Annotated in this window: 17 protein-coding genes; 8 read left to right on the top strand and 9 right to left on the bottom strand. The window is 42.5% G+C overall.

The genetic code is table 11. The features are described 5' to 3' along the window. The first annotated feature begins 3 nt into the window (after positions 1 to 3). The 6 genes from WAZ74_RS04645 (at position 4) to WAZ74_RS04620 (ending at position 3,924) form a co-directional block, all read left to right on the top strand. On the top strand, positions 4 to 213 hold the full coding sequence (locus WAZ74_RS04645; protein WP_422306278.1) for a hypothetical protein: 210 nt from the start codon (positions 4 to 6) through the stop codon (positions 211 to 213). 250 nt (positions 214 to 463) lie between these two features. After that, complete coding sequence (locus WAZ74_RS04640) at positions 464 to 709, top strand: hypothetical protein (RefSeq protein ID WP_422306276.1); 246 nt, start codon at positions 464 to 466, stop codon at positions 707 to 709. Then, entirely contained in the window at positions 706 to 906 is a 201-nt protein-coding gene (locus tag WAZ74_RS04635; RefSeq protein WP_422306274.1) for a TraR/DksA C4-type zinc finger protein, read from the top strand. Before WAZ74_RS04640 ends, WAZ74_RS04635 begins: the two co-directional genes overlap by 4 nt. Then, a complete protein-coding gene (locus WAZ74_RS04630) occupies positions 906 to 1,163 on the top strand; it encodes a hypothetical protein (RefSeq protein ID WP_422306272.1) in 258 nt (85 codons plus the stop codon). Before WAZ74_RS04635 ends, WAZ74_RS04630 begins: the two co-directional genes overlap by 1 nt. A 202-nt stretch (positions 1,164 to 1,365) precedes the next feature. Then, the gene (locus WAZ74_RS04625) at positions 1,366 to 2,547 is read left to right on the top strand and encodes an Arm DNA-binding domain-containing protein (protein WP_422306270.1); all 1,182 of its coding nucleotides are present in this window, start codon (positions 1,366 to 1,368) and stop codon (positions 2,545 to 2,547) included. 852 nt (positions 2,548 to 3,399) lie between these two features. Then, a complete protein-coding gene (locus WAZ74_RS04620; RefSeq protein ID WP_422306268.1) occupies positions 3,400 to 3,924 on the top strand; it encodes a hypothetical protein in 525 nt (174 codons plus the stop codon). Positions 3,925 to 3,958: 34 nt separating this feature from the next. On the opposite strand, the gene WAZ74_RS04615 is transcribed toward WAZ74_RS04620, so the two are convergent. Then, on the bottom strand, positions 3,959 to 4,996 hold the full coding sequence (locus WAZ74_RS04615) for a serine/threonine protein kinase (RefSeq protein ID WP_422306266.1): 1,038 nt from the start codon (positions 4,994 to 4,996) through the stop codon (positions 3,959 to 3,961). A 68-nt stretch (positions 4,997 to 5,064) separates the two neighbouring features. Here WAZ74_RS04615 and WAZ74_RS04610 point away from each other — a divergent pair, with 68 nt between their 5' ends. Continuing rightward, a complete protein-coding gene (locus WAZ74_RS04610; RefSeq protein ID WP_422306264.1) occupies positions 5,065 to 6,114 on the top strand; it encodes an ATP-binding protein in 1,050 nt (349 codons plus the stop codon). A gap of 30 nt (positions 6,115 to 6,144) precedes the next feature. Here WAZ74_RS04610 and WAZ74_RS04605 read toward each other — a convergent pair whose 3' ends face one another. From WAZ74_RS04605 to gyrA, 5 genes are all read right to left on the bottom strand, one after another. Beyond that, positions 6,145 to 7,320 carry a ribonuclease Z gene (locus tag WAZ74_RS04605; RefSeq protein ID WP_422306262.1) on the bottom strand — a complete coding sequence of 392 codons (1,176 nt, stop codon included), beginning with the start codon at positions 7,318 to 7,320 and terminating at the stop codon, positions 6,145 to 6,147. A gap of 32 nt (positions 7,321 to 7,352) precedes the next feature. Next, positions 7,353 to 7,610, bottom strand: a complete 258-nt coding sequence (locus tag WAZ74_RS04600; protein ID WP_422306260.1) for a hypothetical protein — start codon at positions 7,608 to 7,610, stop codon at positions 7,353 to 7,355. A gap of 103 nt (positions 7,611 to 7,713) precedes the next feature. After that, positions 7,714 to 8,382: a glutathione S-transferase gene (locus tag WAZ74_RS04595; RefSeq protein WP_422306258.1), complete on the bottom strand. Its 669-nt coding sequence runs from the start codon at positions 8,380 to 8,382 to the stop codon at positions 7,714 to 7,716. Between the two features lie 274 nt (positions 8,383 to 8,656). Further along, on the bottom strand, positions 8,657 to 9,736 hold the full coding sequence (gene rarD / locus WAZ74_RS04590) for an EamA family transporter RarD (protein ID WP_422306256.1): 1,080 nt from the start codon (positions 9,734 to 9,736) through the stop codon (positions 8,657 to 8,659). A gap of 108 nt (positions 9,737 to 9,844) precedes the next feature. Then, positions 9,845 to 12,679, bottom strand: a complete 2,835-nt coding sequence (gene gyrA, locus WAZ74_RS04585; protein ID WP_422306254.1) for a DNA gyrase subunit A — start codon at positions 12,677 to 12,679, stop codon at positions 9,845 to 9,847. 538 nt (positions 12,680 to 13,217) lie between these two features. Here gyrA and WAZ74_RS04580 point away from each other — a divergent pair. Next, positions 13,218 to 14,096, top strand: a complete 879-nt coding sequence (locus WAZ74_RS04580) for a methyltransferase domain-containing protein (protein WP_422306252.1) — start codon at positions 13,218 to 13,220, stop codon at positions 14,094 to 14,096. A gap of 73 nt (positions 14,097 to 14,169) precedes the next feature. On the opposite strand, the gene WAZ74_RS04575 is transcribed toward WAZ74_RS04580, so the two are convergent. The 3 genes from WAZ74_RS04575 to WAZ74_RS04565 form a co-directional block, all read right to left on the bottom strand. Continuing rightward, positions 14,170 to 15,408, bottom strand: a complete 1,239-nt coding sequence (locus WAZ74_RS04575) for an ABC transporter ATP-binding protein (RefSeq protein WP_422306250.1) — start codon at positions 15,406 to 15,408, stop codon at positions 14,170 to 14,172. Between the two features lie 268 nt (positions 15,409 to 15,676). Beyond that, complete coding sequence (locus WAZ74_RS04570; protein WP_422306248.1) at positions 15,677 to 17,395, bottom strand: ABC transporter permease; 1,719 nt, start codon at positions 17,393 to 17,395, stop codon at positions 15,677 to 15,679. A gap of 91 nt (positions 17,396 to 17,486) precedes the next feature. Beyond that, a complete protein-coding gene (locus WAZ74_RS04565) occupies positions 17,487 to 18,611 on the bottom strand; it encodes a Fe(3+) ABC transporter substrate-binding protein (protein WP_422306246.1) in 1,125 nt (374 codons plus the stop codon). Positions 18,612 to 18,688 lie beyond the last annotated feature (77 nt).

Here is an 18,688-nt window from a genome sequence, read left to right as displayed (position 1 = left end):
ATCATGAGCGGCCCAGTAGACAATATGTTTTGTGTTATGCGCGTCATCAATGCCAGCAATGAGCCGATGACACCGAGGCAAATTGCAGACAAGACTTTTTTAAATGTCCGTACCGTCCAGCGCCACGCGATACGACTGGCATCAGAAGGGTTGATTGAGTTTAAGCATAGAAAGAATGGTTTTTTATTTATGAGAAGAGGATTAAGAGTATGACTTGCAAATGTTTAGCAGAATTGCCAGAAAAGATTGTAGCTCACTGCAACCTACTACAAGTACCTAAGCAACCGCCGGTGCTAAGAGCAAGATTTAAGGACGTGGTTTTTCCAATGCATAACGGCGAGATAACTACGGCATTAAAAGCAGATGTTCTTTTAGCGGTTGAAGGCCGTAAAACTCCAAAGAAAACAACTATGACGTTCGTTTACTGCCCTTTCTGTGGTGTGAAGTATAGAGAGGACAATCCATGAAACTAATCCGCGCCCTATTCCCCTACAACCGCGAAAGCCCCTTGCATTGGCTGACTTTTGATACTGATAGCGGTCAGATGGTTGACTGCTCAATGCACCCAACCCACAAGCAGCGCGAACTGTACCAAGGTAAGCATTATGAAATCAAAGGCGACAAAATCAGCATGCGCTGTGAGCATGAAGTCTATCAAGAACGTAAGTTTGAATCATTAACTGAAATCAAAATAGGGGCAATACAATGAGCGACATTATCGATCGCGCCAATGACCAGGCGCAAGAAGAGTTAGAACGTAACTTGGCCAAGGCTGCACGTTTTGACACCCCTTCACTGACAGAATGTATCGAATGTGGAGAAGATATCCCAGAGCGACGGCAGCGACTGGGCGGCGTCACACGCTGCATTGACTGCCAATCTCACTTAGAAAATCGGAGGCACTAATGAAGTTTGGCCTATATCGCTGTCGAAACAATGTACTTCTGGCCACAGATGCAACCATAGTCAGCGAACACATCAACCGTGGCTACACGCGCAAAGCGCCAGTTAACAAGATGCCAGAGGGTAGTGTTATATTAATACATAATAAGCCCTACAATGTCGATGAGCTGCTAACCATCAGTAAGCAAAAGACAAAGGGGCAAAAGCTAGATTACAACAAACCCTTATCTATCATGGTAGACCAGCTAATCCCCCAATAAAAAACAGCCCTCATCATCATGAGGGCTGTTTGTATAAACGAATGACCAAATTAACGAGTCAGAAGCCCCAAACCAAGAACTTATTAGTGACTCATAGGTTACCAAACCAGAACTTTATTATAGCGTGATAATGCTGTAAAAGCTAGGTAAATCAGGTGTTTAAGCCTAGTTCATAGACATTAGCGCAAGGATTGACAACATAATGGCAAGTATTGAACCTCTCAAAACCAGCATACGCATTATCTGGTACATCGATGGCAAAAAAGACAGCGAAACCCTCGCTGATACACCGCCCACCCCCGCGAACAAAGCCCACGCTCAGCGCATCGCTGACATGGTGGAGCAGCAAATCAGTATGGGGATATTCAACCGTGATCAAACGTTTCCTGAATCTCTCAAACGCCAAGCCGCATTTTTTGGTCATTATATCCCAGTTTGGCAGACTGCTGAGCAAACCACGGTATCACCCAGCACATGGAAGACTTATACCAGCAAGGTAGCTAACCATATAACGCCTTACTGGGAGCACAAGCAGATAAGCAAGATCAGCGCTGAAGACATTGAGCATTGGGTTTATCAAGTCCTCAAAACCAAACTATCACCTAAAACCATCATCGACGTGCTTAATCTATGGCGTAGCATTTGGCGCTACTGGGCACGGCACCAAAAGCATCCAAACGACCCAAGCCAGTATATTAAACTGACCACTAAAGACCCCGAAGATATCAACCCATTCACCCGCGATGAGATAAACACTATCATCAACAGCGAGACCGACCTCACGCTTCGCAACCTCTGGACTGTCATGCTCTGGTCTGGACTATCTAGCCATGAGCTGATGCCACTAGCAGTCGAAGACATCGATACCGCAAACGCTATCGCCCATATCAAACGTGGCTTTGTTAAAGGTCAGCACCGCGTCACCAAAAACCGTCGCAGAAACAGACAGATAGAATTATTGCCCATCGTTACTGAATCATTGGCCAAGCAATCCATGCTAATAGCCAACAATTCAGTTCAAACGATAAACATACTTGACCGAGACAACCATACTTATCAGACTCATAATCTAACTTGGCTTTGGTACAATCCGCGCACCGACATGCACTACACCTATCCGCAACTCGAAAAACGCTGGAAGCGACATCTAAAACTATGCAACATTGACTATCGCCCGCTCAATAATGGCCGCCACACCTACGCCAGCCAAGTCCTATCGACAGGCGCAGTCAGCGCCGAATGGTTGGCCAATCAGTTAGGTCATGCAAATACCGACATGATCCACAAACATTATGGCAAGTTTATACCCAATGATTCCCGTCATATCATCCAAAACTTAGCAATCGCCCTTAATAATTCAACATTGTCAAGCAAAGACAGCTAATAGCCACAATAAACCATCAAAAAGGGCAAATATGCAGATATTTAGCCCTTTTCCGCCTCAAAACGACCAAAATAAAAATAAAAATCAGGTAGGGGTGTGATAAATAAGTAATATCAGTAATTGTTAAGATTACAAGACCTAACCCATTGATTTATATACCATTATCAATTACATAGATATAGTAATAAAAAGTAATTATAATTACATATTATAGCTAAGTATATGATACATATACCTTTTATGGTTTCTTATTTATTACAAATACGATTGTAACCAATTACCTAATAATTACCTATTTATTACTAAAAAAAGTCAATTAAATCAATATGATTACCTATATTACCTAGTTTGCATACCCCCCCCTAATATTTTAAAACTCTAAAAATAAGGCCCCCACCACCACGCATCTGATCATCTGTCTATATTAGCGTGGGATTAGCATGGGACGCTGATTATCAGCCATGCAGCCTTCTGACTAAACTAAAAACCTTGTATAACAAAACCTTAGCACTTGAACAGCTGCAGCGATTAACCCTAGTAGTGAATTCGAGTCTCTCCAGCCCCACCATTTTCGGATAGTACATCTTAGATCAAATATCAAAGCCTGCTTTTTAGCAGGTTTTTTTGTGTCTGGGGTTTAAGTGTCAGTCAACACCATAAGGCAATTAAGCAAATATATTATTAAGAATAAATTGTGCCATACTAATCACATTCTCAAAAATTAGAATAGCAAAGAAAACGAATGTAAGTACGACGTCTTGTAGGCTTAGCAAGTTTGACATCGCTAGGCCTATTTTTGGGTTTTGATATAATAGCTATCTATTAGAGGCATAAAATGACTGGTTTAAAACGATGAATAAAGGATTTTGGCTAACGGTAGGTCTACTGGTGCTATTAGCAGGCAGTCTCTTTGGGCTTCGCAGCCTATATAAACCCTCTATTTCAGCTGGCATTTCATCTGGTATAGATACAGACTCAAATACCAAGATTATGATGAGCTTAGATAAGTTTAGCGGCTTTCACCATGATGCAGAGATACTTTTAGAAAAGTTAACCGTTTTAAAAGCGGGGATGGAAAGCGCGATTGCTACCCAAGACAGCAAACTATTAGCAAGCACTATCAGCAACACCTATAGAATCATAGACAATGTGAATGTCAATCGTCTGCCAACGATTGCACCTTTTGAAGTTTGCGATGAGGCGTTAAACACATTAAGCCGCTATGCTATTAGCGCTAAGACTTATTACTCTAATACTGAAAAAATAAATATAGATCAGGTTAATGAATTGAGAGATACATTCAATACTCAGTTTGCTCAGTGTCAAAGCATCGTTAATGACAAGTCTGTTGAGGCACTCTATCAGGACTATCAGTAGTACGTTTTACCTACAGCAGCACGATTTGCCTATTTTACAACAATGTTAAATCGCTCAAAACCTCTTCCATACTTTGATAGCGCTTCGCCGTCCGCTTCGCCAATGCCTTTTCAACGATACATTGATAACGACTATATGCTAACGGCAATTTTGGCACAGGCTGTTGGCAATGTTGAATCGCCCAATCCATCATTGGATCGCTACTTTCAATATTTACCTTAAAGGGTTTCTTACCTATTAATATCTCAACCATCATTATTCCAAACGCATAGATATCGCTTTGCACCGTTGCACTCTGCCCTTGCCAGCGCTCAGGGGCAAGATAGGCAGGCGTACCGGCAGGATTTGATTTGTTAAATGTACCAACACTCTCCGCTAAAGCAAAATCAATTAATAATAACTTAGTTGTTACGCTGCTACTATTAGCATCATTCGTCAAGAAACTATCTAGTAAAATATTACTCGGTTTAATATCATTATGTAGCCAGCCAGCTTTATGCAGATTGGCTATCAGATATGCGCTCTGCACGATGAAATGATGTTTTTGTTTATCGGTCAATATTAAATACTTTTGAGCGCTAAGCTGATTCACCAAGCTACCATGTGGATAATCAGGCATGATAACCATAGTTAGCTGCTGCGACTGCTCTAATATTTGAACTGTTAAGCTTTCATAGGCTAGTATTGGCGGTACGATAGCAGTAGGGTTATTTTGATTTTGTGATAAAGTATTTATAGATGTTAAAACATCGGCCTCGTGAGCTAAATGAGATGGGGCTTGACTGTCATCATCAGCACTCAACTGCCACTTAATCATCACACAACCAAGCTGCGGATGCTGAGCGCGCGTTAAACCCTGATAAACGATTGATATATCAGCGTCAATTTGGCGTTTTTTATTACTATCTTGCTGAGCAATACGCTGATGCGTTATTCCACGATACTGCAATGCTGACAACGCCTGAGTAATGGTTGGCAATAGCAGCTGCGATTGCGCCTGCAATGCTTTTATCATAGACGGATTACTGCTGTTGTTTTTCATGGTGCCGTTTTTAATGGTACTATTTTTCATGATACAGTGAAGAACTTATTAAACGGCTATCGCCCAACTTAAACACAACCTTAACTGCTAGAGTCATTATGTCGCAACCATCTAATTCATCAAATTTATCTGAGCCACCTGCTAACTATGCACTACCCGCGCCCTTATTGGAGTTGCTCAGTCAATATTTGCAAGAGCAAGTCACACCCAAGATTGAGATTGACCCTGCACAGCTCGCTTATCGCTGGGTCGGTGGTCACAATGGACATTTGGAGCCACTGGCGGTCAACTTGTTTTTAAGTTTAGATGACTTGCATGGTATCGATATCCAAAAGTCAAAACTAATACAAAATACACGCCAATTTCTAAAAGGCTATCCAGCCAATCACGTCCTAATGACAGGAACACGTGGCGCTGGTAAATCATCACTGATCCGAGCCTTACTACAAGCCTATCATAGTGAGGGTTTACGCATTATTGAAATTGCGCGTGATGATCTAAAAGTGCTTGATAAGATACGTGCAGCGATAAAGGCGCTACCAGCTGATTGTGATTGCCGTTACGTGGTGTATTGTGACGATTTGGCATTTAATGGTCAAGATGAAAGCTACCGTACGCTAAAAAGTGTCTTGGATGGTGCCCTTGATTCAGAGCAAGACAAGCTATTGGTCTATGCCACTAGTAACCGCCGCCACTTATTGCCACAGTTGATGAAAGACAATGTCAATATTTATAATGGTCAGACCGATGAGGTTAACCCTTACGAAACCATCGATGAGACGGTGTCGCTATCTGATCGCTTTGGTTTATGGCTATCATTTCATCCAATGGATCAAACGACTTATTTACAAATCGTGCAGCATTATTTATTTATTGCTCATAAACACACTAAAGATGCCGTGAATAACAATGCGAATGATAGTAGCAATTTTGAAGCACAAGACTTTGGGAAAAATGGCATTGAAATAAATGATATTGAAACAAATGGCATTGAAGTAACTCATAAAGCATTACCTGATAACATTAGATCAGCAGCACTACGCTGGGCAGCAGAGCGTGGTGGTCGCTCTGGTCGAGTGGCTTATCAGTTCAGCCGTTACTGGATAGGACAATCAAAGCTCGCTGCTGAAGACAGTCTTAACGTTTAATTACTTCTCATTCAACTATTTCTTATTCAATTATTTATCGTCGCGTGCAGAGCCTAAATACTGCACCCGGTTATTGTCTTTATCGTCTATCAAGTCAGCGGTACCATCAACCATATATTGCGCAAAATCTGCCGCTAGCCATAAATTACCTTGATAAGCACTTTCAGCATCTAACCGAATATCCGCCATGTTTGGTGTGCGACTGTTTGGATTGTCAAAGCTCTGATAACGAGCGCTAAAATGGGTCAGGATCAAATTTTTCAGTCCGATATTCTGAGCGAATTTCCCAACCAATTGTGCACTACTATGCATAGGATCAAAGTCTGGATTTTTAGCTTGAATCTTAATTAGTATTTCATGAGTATAAGTAGCTTCATGTATTAATAAATCAGCACATTTGACAGCGTCGGATAGTAAATTTGGACGGTCATTATCTCCAGCGACAACGATTCTAGTACGCTGCTGCTCATTCTGAACATAATCTACTGAAAGCAATTGCTGCCCATCTTCTGTACAGACATCTTCGCCTTGTTGCAGTCTGCCCCATAATGCACTCGCTGGAATACCTTCTGATTTTAGCTTATCAGTATTCAAAATACGGTGACTAATCTTTTGAGTCACGCCAAACGCATGTGATGCAACGCGATGCGATAACGGCGTGATATCAATATCAAGTTGATGCTGCTTGTTCAGACAGATAGTAATCTTGCCATCTTGCTCAGATAATAAATCTTCTATCACCATAAAATTAATAGCAAAAGGCAAGTATAGTTCGGTAGTCAAGGTAAACGCTTCAAGTAGCGTCTCAATTGCTTTTGGCGCAATGAGTGTCAGCGGCTCTTGGCGTCCCGACATCGCTGCACTTGCCAGTAGTCCTGGCAGACCATAGCAATGGTCGCCATGTACATGAGTAATGCAAATCACCGCTAATTGATGTAAAGATAGCTTGGTATGTAATAGCTGATGCTGGGTGCCTTCACCGCAATCAATCAATAACCAAGGACGCGACTTTTTATTTTGGCTTTTATGTTGATTGATATATTGATTGATATGTTGATTGTTATTTTGATTAGTATGTTGATTGCTATCCTGCTGCCGACTCGAGCCCATCAAATAAGGATTAAGGCACTCAATCGCTAACGCCGTCACGTTGCGCTGCTTAGTTGGCATACCGGCAGAGGTACCTAAAAAGGTTAATTTTAGCATCAACTATCTTCCTTACTTATTAACCGCACCCTTTATGACAATTGACATAGCATCGTTCTCTGTCCTTCAATCATCTGCCCGCCATTCGCAGTACAGTCATTGATCATATTAGACTCATAAGATTTCCAACCGCCATAAAAGCTGGCAAGACATAGCAAAACCACGAGTAATTTTTGTGACCATGCTTTCACCGATACCTGCTGGCTATTCGCCTGTACCGTATCAATTTGTTGTTCATCAGCATTATTTGTATGGGTGTTTTTGGGATTAGATTTATTCAGGTCTGTCATTACTTTATCCTAAAAAAGGTTTTGCTTATGAATAAACAAAACCTTTTATTTTAATAGTAAACTCAGTATTTATCACTGATATCATTAATTAAATGCGTATTATTTAAAACTTTAGACGACCACCTTTGTCTTCTGCTCGTTTAAAGGCATCACGCTCTTCACAACGTTTAAGCCAAGTTAATATGTTGTTATATTTACTGCTATCTAAGCCTGGTCCTGCATTGGCGCCAACGACTGCAAGATGCATCTGGATATCAGCCGCGCTAAATTCCGCACCCGCAAACCAATGATTTTCTTGTAGATGCTGCTCCATCATCGTCAATATAGCATCCAAGCTATTGCTTATCATGCTTTTTTCGACTTGCTTACGAATGCTTTTACTCACAGGCTTAATCAGCATAGGCGACTGCTCAACCACTTTCGTAAAGACCAAACGCATGACTAATGGCGGCATTACTGACGCTTCAGAGAAGTGTAGCCAAAAAGTATAAGCTTCCCACGCGGCCTCATTATCATCAGCTGGCTTAAACTGCTTTTCTGTATCATAGTGCTTTAATAAATATTCGATGATAAACCCTGACTCAATGAGCACACGGTCATCTACTTCTAACATCGGCGCATGACCGAGCGGATGGATTTGCTTCAAGCTATCAGGGGCACGATAGGCCTTATTGCGCTCATAGCAGGTCAATTGGTAATCGACATTAAGCTCTTCTAACAGCCATAAGATACGAAATGAGCGTGAGTTTGCTAAATGATGAAGATGTAACATAGACGATCCTTGTAATAAGTTTTTGTAGTTCGCTACCATCATTTATAGATAGCTTATTAAATAAAATAGCCCGATTTAAGTCAATTATAACAGTGATTGATAATAATGTACTCAATACCTGTTTTATAGACTTGCCATGTAGCCATATAACCTGATTATTAAAAGACTAGTCATAAAAAGCAATAAAAAATGGTAATGAAAACTGATTAAAATAACGTATCTAAAGTGCAGTTTAAATACTGATACTGCCAACACTTAACAATTATATCGATACTTATTTTGAATCTAAACTTTCAATTTTACGAGCGATTTTATCTATTTTCTGCTGATACTTTCTAATTTTACGGAAACGATGCGCCTTTAACACACCTTCTATACGATAGTCCTTTAAACGACGACGTGGTGGAAATCCACCCACTTGCGGCTCTCGATAGCCCTGTAAATGATTGTCACGGCGACGCATAAGATAGCCCTTCATGCTATCAATAATCATAATACATAATGCCAGCGTAATCATGCCATACATAAATAAAGAGCCACCTTCATCCAAGCTTTGATTTAAAATGGTGATGGAAAAGACAAACAACAGCATGGGCTCTACGTAGCTTAACGCTCCAAATAATGAAATGGGTAGCTTACTACTAGCAATCATAGTCAATGACATCGCAAGCGCGCTAAAAGCACCAAGCAGTGGCAATAAATACCAGAATTTAACATCCGCTATCGCTACAGTAAAGCCGCTACTCACATAAAGCATGATAAGTACCACAGGTGTGAGCAAGGTTAAATCTGATAACAAGCCTGTAATAGGCGGTACGGCAAGCTTACGCCGCAGCAGATAATAAGGTGGATAACCCAAACACACAAACAACGTTACCCAAGATACCGTGCCGTATTGGAATATATCATAACCAATACCCATTGCCGCAAATAGCGCTGCCAGCCACTGTAACGCACTCATAGGCTCATGATAAAAAAAACGTCCAACCACTATCATTACTAGCGGCAATAAAAAATAGCCCAAGGTTATATCAAGACCAAAACCATTCACCGGTGCCCACATAAATAGCCAAATTTGCCCACCTAAAATCGGTGTTGGCAATATAAAGATAAGCCACTCTTTTGGTGTTTTTAGGGTTTTTAAATAATCAAAGACATGCTGCCACTGTTTGGTAAAGCTGACCAATATTACCAAGCTCAGTAGCATCATTAATATGCGCCATGAAGCCACCTGCGTACCCGACAACGGCAGCATAAACAGCCCAAACAGGAACATCAATGCGAATAAAAAACTCGATGATACCGAAGCTAAAGCGCCTTGAAAGGTTTGATTGGTCCTGAAAATAACAGACATAACAACAGCCCTAATAAATAAAAAAAATAAAAGCCTCCAACGATAACGTCAGAGGCTTTTCTAGAACAGTGATGCCAGACTAGACTAAAAAGCTAACCCATTAAATAGTTATTCGTCATCTAGGGTATGGTCATTTGCGATATCGATAGAATCATTGATGTCTGCTGCTACATTGTCAGTGACTGCATCAATATCTATCTGCTCTTGACCTTCTACATCAAAGGTACCGTCTTCTCTCATCGCATCGATTAACTCATTGTCGCCTTCTTCGTGTTCAACACACGCCATAGCGACCAGCTTCTCATCTTTAGATAAACGAATTAAGGTAACGCCTTGGGTATTACGACCAGAACTGGCGACATGCTCAACGGGCGTACGAACTAGGGTACCTTTGTCTGAGATTAAGATAATATCATCTTCAGAATTAACCTTAGTCGCACGAACTAATGCACCGTTACGCGCGCTCGTTTTGATAGCGATAACACCGCCACCGCCACGTCCTTGCTTATTAAACTCTTCAACAAAGGTACGTTTGCCAAAACCGTTTTCACAAGCAATCAGAATCTCGTGTACGTCATCTTCGATAACCACCAATGACTTAATAAACTCATCTTTAGCCAGGCGCATACCGCGAACGCCTTTTGCCGTACGACCCATCGCACGCGCATCGTTTTCATCAAAACGAATCGCTTTACCGCTTGAAGCAAATAACATCACTTCTTGGTTACCGTCGGTGATACGAGCACTTACCAGTTTATCGCCTTCTTCTAGACCAACGGCAATCAGACCGTTAGAGCGAATGTTAGCAAACTGCTTAAGCTCGACACGCTTAACGGTACCATTGGCGGTCGCAAAGAACACAAAAGGCGGCTGTGCTTCATTGATTATTTCTAATGAATCCTCATCGCTATCGATATCGATATCAATACCGATATCGCTACCTGTGCGATCGGTAACATCTATTAGCGCCATTCCGTCTTTTGCAGAAAGCTCTTCCACTATTTTTGGAATTGGCAATATCGTTGTCACTGTCTCATCAGCACTCAAGCCAATAAGGTTGACCAATGGACGACCGCGGGCGCCGCGACTGGCAATGGGCACTTCAAAACCGCGTAAGCTAAACACGCGGCCCGTATCGGTGAAGCACAATACAGTCGAGTGAGTAGACGTTACCACTAAATGATCAATCACATCATCTTCTTTCATCGCCGTTGCAGACTTGCCTTTACCACCACGTTTTTGCGCGACATAATCGTCAATCGGCTGAGTTTTAGCATAGCCCGTACGCGAAACCGTCATCACAACCGTTTGTTCAGGAATCAAATCTTCACGACTAAAGTCAGTACGTGAATCAACAATATCCGTACGGCGTTCATCACCGAAGTTGTCACGAATTTCAATCATCTCGTTAGAAATAATCGTCATTAACTTATCAAAATCACCAAGAATAGACTCTAAATTCGCGATTTCACGTAATAGATCCTGATACTCTTCGGTCAGCTTATCTTGCTCAAGACCCGTTAAGCGATGTAATTGCATATCTAAAATCGCATTGACCTGCTCAAGTGATAAGCGATAGCGCTCCTCACCTTCAACAAGACCAAACGGTGCTTTTGGATCTTCACCTTCAATATAGTCAGGTCGTACTGACTGGCTACCAGCAGCTTCTAGCATGGCGACTACACTACCTGAGCCCCACGTATTATCGAGTAAGTTTTCACGGGCCATAGCGCGACTAGCAGAGGCTTTAATAGCTGTAATAATCTCGTCGATATTGGCCAATGCAACGGTCAAGCCTTCAAGTAAATGACCACGAACGCGCGCTTTATTTAACTCATATATAGTACGGCGCGTGACGACTTCTTGGCGATGACGTACAAAGGCAGCGATTAGCTGACGTAAAGTTAATAGCTTAGGCTGACCATTATCGAGCGCCACCATATTGATACTAAAGCTAGACTCAAGTGGCGTTTGTAGGAACAAATTATTAACGATAACTTCAGCCGTTTCACCGCGACGCAGGTCAATAGCGATGCGCATACCGTCTTTATCAGACTCGTCACGTATCTCACTAATGCCTTCAATCTTTTTATCACGGACGAGTTCTGCGATACGCTCAATCATCTTAGCTTTATTAGATTGATAAGGTACTTCGGTGAAAACAATGCGCTCACGATCACGGTTGACGCCAGTGTCAGTCATCGGCTCAATATGATAGCGACCGCGAATATGCAAACGACCTTTGCCAGTGCGATAGGCATCTTGGATGCCAGCGCGACCGTAGATGATACCGCCAGTAGGAAAGTCAGGACCTGAAATATATGTCATCAGCTCTTCAGCAGAGATTTGCGGGTTACTGGCATAAGCCAAGCAAGCGTTAACCACTTCAGTAAGATTGTGCGGCGCCATATTGGTCGCCATACCAACGGCAATACCAGTAGCACCGTTGACTAGTAAGTTTGGAACCCGTGCTGGCATGACGCTAGGCATACGCTCAGAGCCATCGTAGTTGTCTTCCCAATCGACCGTATCTTTATCCAAATCAGCCAGCATTTGGTGGGTCAGCTTGGTCATACGCACTTCGGTATAACGCATAGCAGCCGGTGGATCATCATCAATCGAGCCAAAGTTACCTTGACCATCGACCATCGGGTAACGCAAGCTAAAATCCTGCGCCATCCGCACAATCGCATCATATACTGCACTATCACCATGGGGATGGTACTTACCAATGACATCACCGACCACACGTGCCGACTTCTTATAAGGCTTGTTGTAGTCATTAGACAATACGTGCATCGCGTACATTACGCGGCGGTGTACAGGCTTAAAGCCATCACGCACATCAGGCAGCGCACGCGATACAATCACGCTCATCGCATAATCCAAATAGGATTGTTTTAATTCTTCGACGATGCCAATAGGACTGACCGACTCGCTCATATACACTCCCTCACTGGTTCCACTCCCTAAAGTTTACGCGGTTGCTATTACTCATAATGCTGGTAGTCATACAAAAATACAGCGACATAAACGTGTCGCACCTATCAATATATAAACCATAAAAAAGCACTATTAAGCGTGCGAAACAAAGGAGAAATGGCGATAGTTTTAATAATAATTAAAAGAAGCTATTTTAGCACAAATTTGTTTATTTAGGGGGTTCTAGATGCCATTAAAATCAAGCAAAACAGCTCATTAGCGGTCTTTTTTCAATCGAATAATAATTATTAAAACGACTTTAACGACATACTGGTTTAGACTGGCTAATCTTGCCTTTTTTGCAAACAGACTCGCCATTTTTTAAGCAGTGAGAGACAGCGGCTATTTTACAGGAACAATGTATATTGCGTGCTTGCGCTTGATTAATAGCGATTGCAATAACTGCAAGTGTCAGTAGTGGCTAAACCAGTCCTAGCTTAGCCTCATACTTTATTGTACGATACCCAACAATATAACACCCTGATATAGATAGATCTTTATGCAGACCAATCGTCAAGATATTAAAAATAGCCAAGCAACAGACTCAGCAGAACAAGTTATAAAAAAACCAATAGAAGTTACGCGTACGGATCGTAGCTTTGATACGATTGCTGATCACTTTGAAAAAAAGGTCTACGGTGGCTTAAAGGGAGATATTCGGCTGGCAGTATTGCGCCGTGATATTTTTGCATATAGCGCGCAGATGAGTAAAACGCTTGGGCGACCCTTACGTATTTTAGATGTAGGCGCAGGACTTGCACAGATTGCCATTGAGCTTGCTGCTCAGGGACATACGTTGGCCATTAATGATATCTCAGTAAATATGCTGGACAAAGCAAAAGAAAGTGTAGAACAAAGTACACAAAATTTAGATATCACTTGGTATGTTTGCCCGTATCAAGCGCTTGAAGAAGAATTGGCAGTAAATACAACGGAGAATTTTGATTTAATCATGTGCCACGCTCTGCTCGAATGGTTAGCAGAACCGGCCGCAGTGATGGATTTTTTTGACCGCCATCTGACTGAGAATGGCGCAATTTCGCTATGCTTTTATAATCCAGCAAGCTTCGATTATCGCAATCTTATTATGGGTAATTTTAACCTATTAGATAACACAGAATACAAAGCTGATAACAAAAAAAGCCTGACACCAAATCATCCGGTGGCAAAAGAAGAAGTGCAGTCTTGGTTAGAGACTCATCATTATCACACGCTACTTGCCAGCGGTCTGCGCGTGTTTCATGATTACTCCCCGCTTAAACGTGGCGGTCATAATGACCCTGAAGCAGTCATACGTATGGAGCTACGCTACTCGCAATTAGAGCCCTATAAATGGCTTGGACGTTACTTACATCTACTCGCAACGCGTACCTCTTAAACTTACCTATAGTAAGAGCTGTAAAACTTAAGTATCAAGCATCCTTTTGATAAAGATAACTTGATAAATGCTATCAGATGTCTTCAAGTCGCTCTGATCTATCGTACTCTGACCATGTGGTGGCATTGATATCTTTTTCATCAAACACCACGACATGCTCTAGGATAGGTAAGATGCCAATTTGTGAGCCAATTTCGTGATTATGATGACTGGCCACTAAAGACAGTACCGTTTGACCATCATCAAGCTGCAAGCGATACAAATAGTTGGCACCGCGAAATACCCGACCCACTACCAATGCCGTCTGTGTACTCTCATCATCATGGACGATGTCATCAGGGCGTACCAGTACTTTAATCGGCATACCATTGGGATAATCATACTCGCAATATAGCGGTTGTCCTGACTCATCATAGACTTCCGTGCGTCGATAAATATCGCCAAGCGCCGTTTCAACGTGGCCTTCTTTGATGATGCCGTCTATCATGGCTCCTTCGCCGACGAACTCAGCGACAAACGGACTAACCGGCTCGTGATATAGCTCGCTTGGCGTTGCCCACTGCACCAACTTGCCTTTGTTCATTACTCCAACTTTATCCGCTAAAGCAAACGCTTCGTTTTGATCATGAGTTACCAAAATAGCAGTGGTATGGGTGCGTTTGAGAATATCACGGACGTTCATTGCCAATGACTCACGCAGCACCACATCCAAATTCGAAAACGGTTCATCGAGTAGCAAGAGTTTGGGCTTTGGTGCCAATGCGCGGGCTAATGCTACCCGTTGCTGCTGTCCACCTGATAGCTCATTTGGGCGCTTATCCGCATGCTCAGACAATTCAACCAGCTCTAACATTTCAGCGACACGCGCTTTTTTGTCGGCAGCTGACCATTTATTCAGACCAAAAGCGATGTTTTTTGCCACACTCAAATGCCCAAAAAGTGCATAATCTTGGAACACCATACCCATGCCACGTTTAGCCGGTGCGACTGCAAATGAGACTCGTGCTGCCTGCTCTGTTAAACGCTGACCATTTAAGCTGATTTTTCCGCCACGACTTGGTTCTAACCCTGCAATGGCTCTTAGCGCCGTGGTCTTTCCGCAACCGCTATACCCTAAAAAACAGCCAATCTCACCCTGCTGTAAATCTAACGACAAGCCATTGACGATTATCGTATCGTCATAGCCGACGACCAAATCTTGTACACTAAAATAAGGCTGATTAGCGATCGTTGTCTCAGTATATTGACTAACGGCAGTATTTAGCTTTAAAGCGTCTTGTTGTATGCCTTTATCAGCTCGAGCTTGAGACATTTGAGCCTTTGTTAACAGCGTTATTGCTGGCTTTTTCACATTACTCTGTTGTGCCTTGACCCTAGCCTTTACAGAATTAGAGTCTGCTGGATTTATTGAATCGTTCATCAAGTCAGTATACATAGACAGTACCAGTAAGCTATTAGTGAATAAAACCCATCATTAAAACGCTAAAAATGATAATGAGCATCAGCCAACCATTAAAAACCAGCTGGCTAGTTAATAAAAGATACATTTAAGAAAAAATAATTCAATTTATAGAAAAACCTTAACCTTGCCTGTCACTTTGACGAAGCAATATCCAAACAGGAATAAGACCTACCAGCACAATCAATAAGCTTGGCAACGCTGCCCGTCCCCACATGCCTTCGCTGGTCATTTCAAACACGCGGACGGCTAGCGTATCCCAGCCTTGCCGCCGTGTCATCAAGGTAATAGGCATCTCTTTCATCACTTCGACAAAGCCCATCAACAACCCAGTCAGTACTCCAGGGCTAAGAACGGGCAACATCACTTGGCGCCAGCGCTGAAAAGCACTATCACTGAGCAATTTAGCAGCCGCTTCTTGATTGACGGTCAAGCGCTGCAGCTGACGGTCTACCGGCTGGAAACTGACGGTCATAAAGCGCGTCGATAAAGCAAGGAGCATCACAATCACACTACCGGACAAAAACTGCGTGGAGGTCACACCAAAAGCAATCAGTTGATTATCAAGCCAAGCAATAGGAATAAAGATACCGACTGCTAAGACCGTACCCGGAACCACATAACCCAAATTGGCTAACGTAGTCATAAGCTTGGTGGACTTATCAGGATATTGGCGCTTAACCCACGCAATAATAATCGCTAAAAAGGCGATAAATGCCGTGGTCATACTAGCAATCATGAGGCTATTAGTGACAAAATCAATATAGCGCGCATCAAAATCTTGTTGAAAATTTAATGCGGTCCAATAAATCAGCTGTAAAAACGGTATCAAAAACGCCACTAAAAATACTAGCGTACAAAGCAGCGTCATTGCCCACTTCGCTGGTTTGTTGGCTTCAAAACGTTGGTTGCTCCCTTGAGCGACCGTATTGCCACGCTTTGTCTGCCAATACTGCTCAAACAACACGACAATAAATATCACGCCGATTAGCAGTGCTGCTAACTGTGCCGCGGTCGTCAAACTAAAAAAACCAAACCATGCCTTATAAATCGCAGTGGTAAAGGTATCGACATTAAACACCGAAACCGCACCAAAGTCTGCTAGCGTTTCCATCGTTGCTAGCAACAATCCACCGATAATCCAAGGTAGTGCTTGCGGTAATGCCAGCCGAAAAAACACTCGACTACGACTCAAACCAAGCATCTGCCCTGCTTCAATCGCTCTCCTGCCTTGCGATAAAAAGGCTTGGCGTGCCAGCAAATAAACATAGGGATAAAAAGCCAATGATAATACTAACCCTGCACCCCAAACATTGCGTACCGATGGGATAGCAGCCGTAAAGCCAAAATCCCTCAAGGCAGTTTGCAGTGGCCCACTAAAATCAACGATACCAACTGTGACAAACGCTAGTACATAAGCTGGCATCGCCAGTGGCAGCATCAACGCCCACGAAAAAAACCGCTGCCCAGGGAAGCGGTACATGCTGGTGACCCAAGCCATTGCGGTACCGATAGTGCCAGAAATCACCGTTACCATCATCAATAAAATGGCGGTATTCTTGAGCACTTGTGGCAGCACGTACTCACGCATATGCGTCCAAATATCGGCTACCGGCTGCGTCCATGATAATAGTACGACTAAAATCGGCACTAGCATAAAAAACGAAATCAGTCCTAAGACTGATTTTGAGATAATACGTTTACGAACAGCATGGTCTTGGCTAACAGATTGGTTAGTATTGCCATTACCATTACCATTACCATTGCCATTGCTATTGTCATTATTAGCGTCGTTGACAGTATTGTTCTGACTAGCAGACGATTCTGGTATTGTTAGCATAAATTATTACCGTGCCATACACATAATGATCTCAGTTACTCAATTAATAGCGGCCAGCCAATTAACTGGCAGCTAAATGATTGACAATCTTTTATTTATAACCTGCTTTATCCATCATTTGAATGGCTTGGGTTTGACGTTCACCAAATTTCTGTACGCTGATGCTATCTTGTTTGAATGGACCCCAAGATCTAAGCAGCTCTGATTCATCAACACCTTCTTTCACTGGATATTCTTTATCAGAACTAGCATAGAGACCTTGCGCCTCATCAGAAGATAACCACTCCATCAATTTGAGCGCGCCATCAGGATTGTCTGAATCGGTAATAACGCCAGCGCCAGAGATATTTACATGGGTACCAGTAGTCTCTTGGTTTGCCCAAAATATCTTCACTGGGAAATCAGGTTTCTCATCCAAAATACGACCATAGTAATAGCTGTTAGCGACACCCACTTCACACTGACCAGCAGCGATAGCTTCTAACATACTGGTATCGTCACTGAAGGCGTCAGTTGCTAGATTAGCAACCCAACCACGAATAATTTGTTCTGTTTTTTCTTCGCCTAAATTTTCCATCATGCTAGCAACCAATGATTGGTTATAGACGGCCTTTGATGAACGTAGACAAAGCTTACCTTTCCATTTTGGGTCGGCTAAATCCTCATAAGTGGATAATTGGTCGGCGCTCACTTTACTTGGATCATAAAAGATAGTACGTGCGCGCAATGACAGACCGGTCCACTGACCTTTTGGATCACGATACTTAGCAGGTACATTTGCCTCTAAAATCGTAGAAGCAACAGGTTGTAGCAAACCTTGCTCTGCCGCTTGCCATAAGTTACCCGCATCAACCGTTAAAAGTATATCAGCTGGAGTATTTTTACCTTCCGCTTGTAGACGTGCCATCAGTGGACCCGTCTTATCGGTAACCAGCTCAATCTTGACACCCGTCTGCTCTGTATAACGGTCTAACAAAGGCTTGATTAACTGCTCATTACGTGATGAGTAAATCGTCACTATCTGTCCACTGGCAGCAGTAGCATTATCTTTAGCCACTTCTTGCTCAGTGCTAGGCGCTGGCGTTTCAGCATCAACACTTTCTTCTGGCGTAGATGATTTGCTACAGCCAGCAAGCGCTAACATCGCGCCAAATACAGCAACTGGTAAAGTAAGCTTGATAGAAGATAAATTTGCACTGATCGCATTTAATGACATGGATTTCCCCATAAGAGCACGACGGATAGATGAGATAAAACGACATTAAAAATCATGTATTGATAGGATTAGGAAGA

This window comes from Psychrobacter sp., from assembly GCF_049295055.1.
Classification (GTDB): Bacteria; Pseudomonadota; Gammaproteobacteria; order Pseudomonadales; family Moraxellaceae; genus Psychrobacter.
Note: the sequence above shows the minus strand (reverse complement) of the source record. Positions and strands in the feature narration are given on the sequence as shown.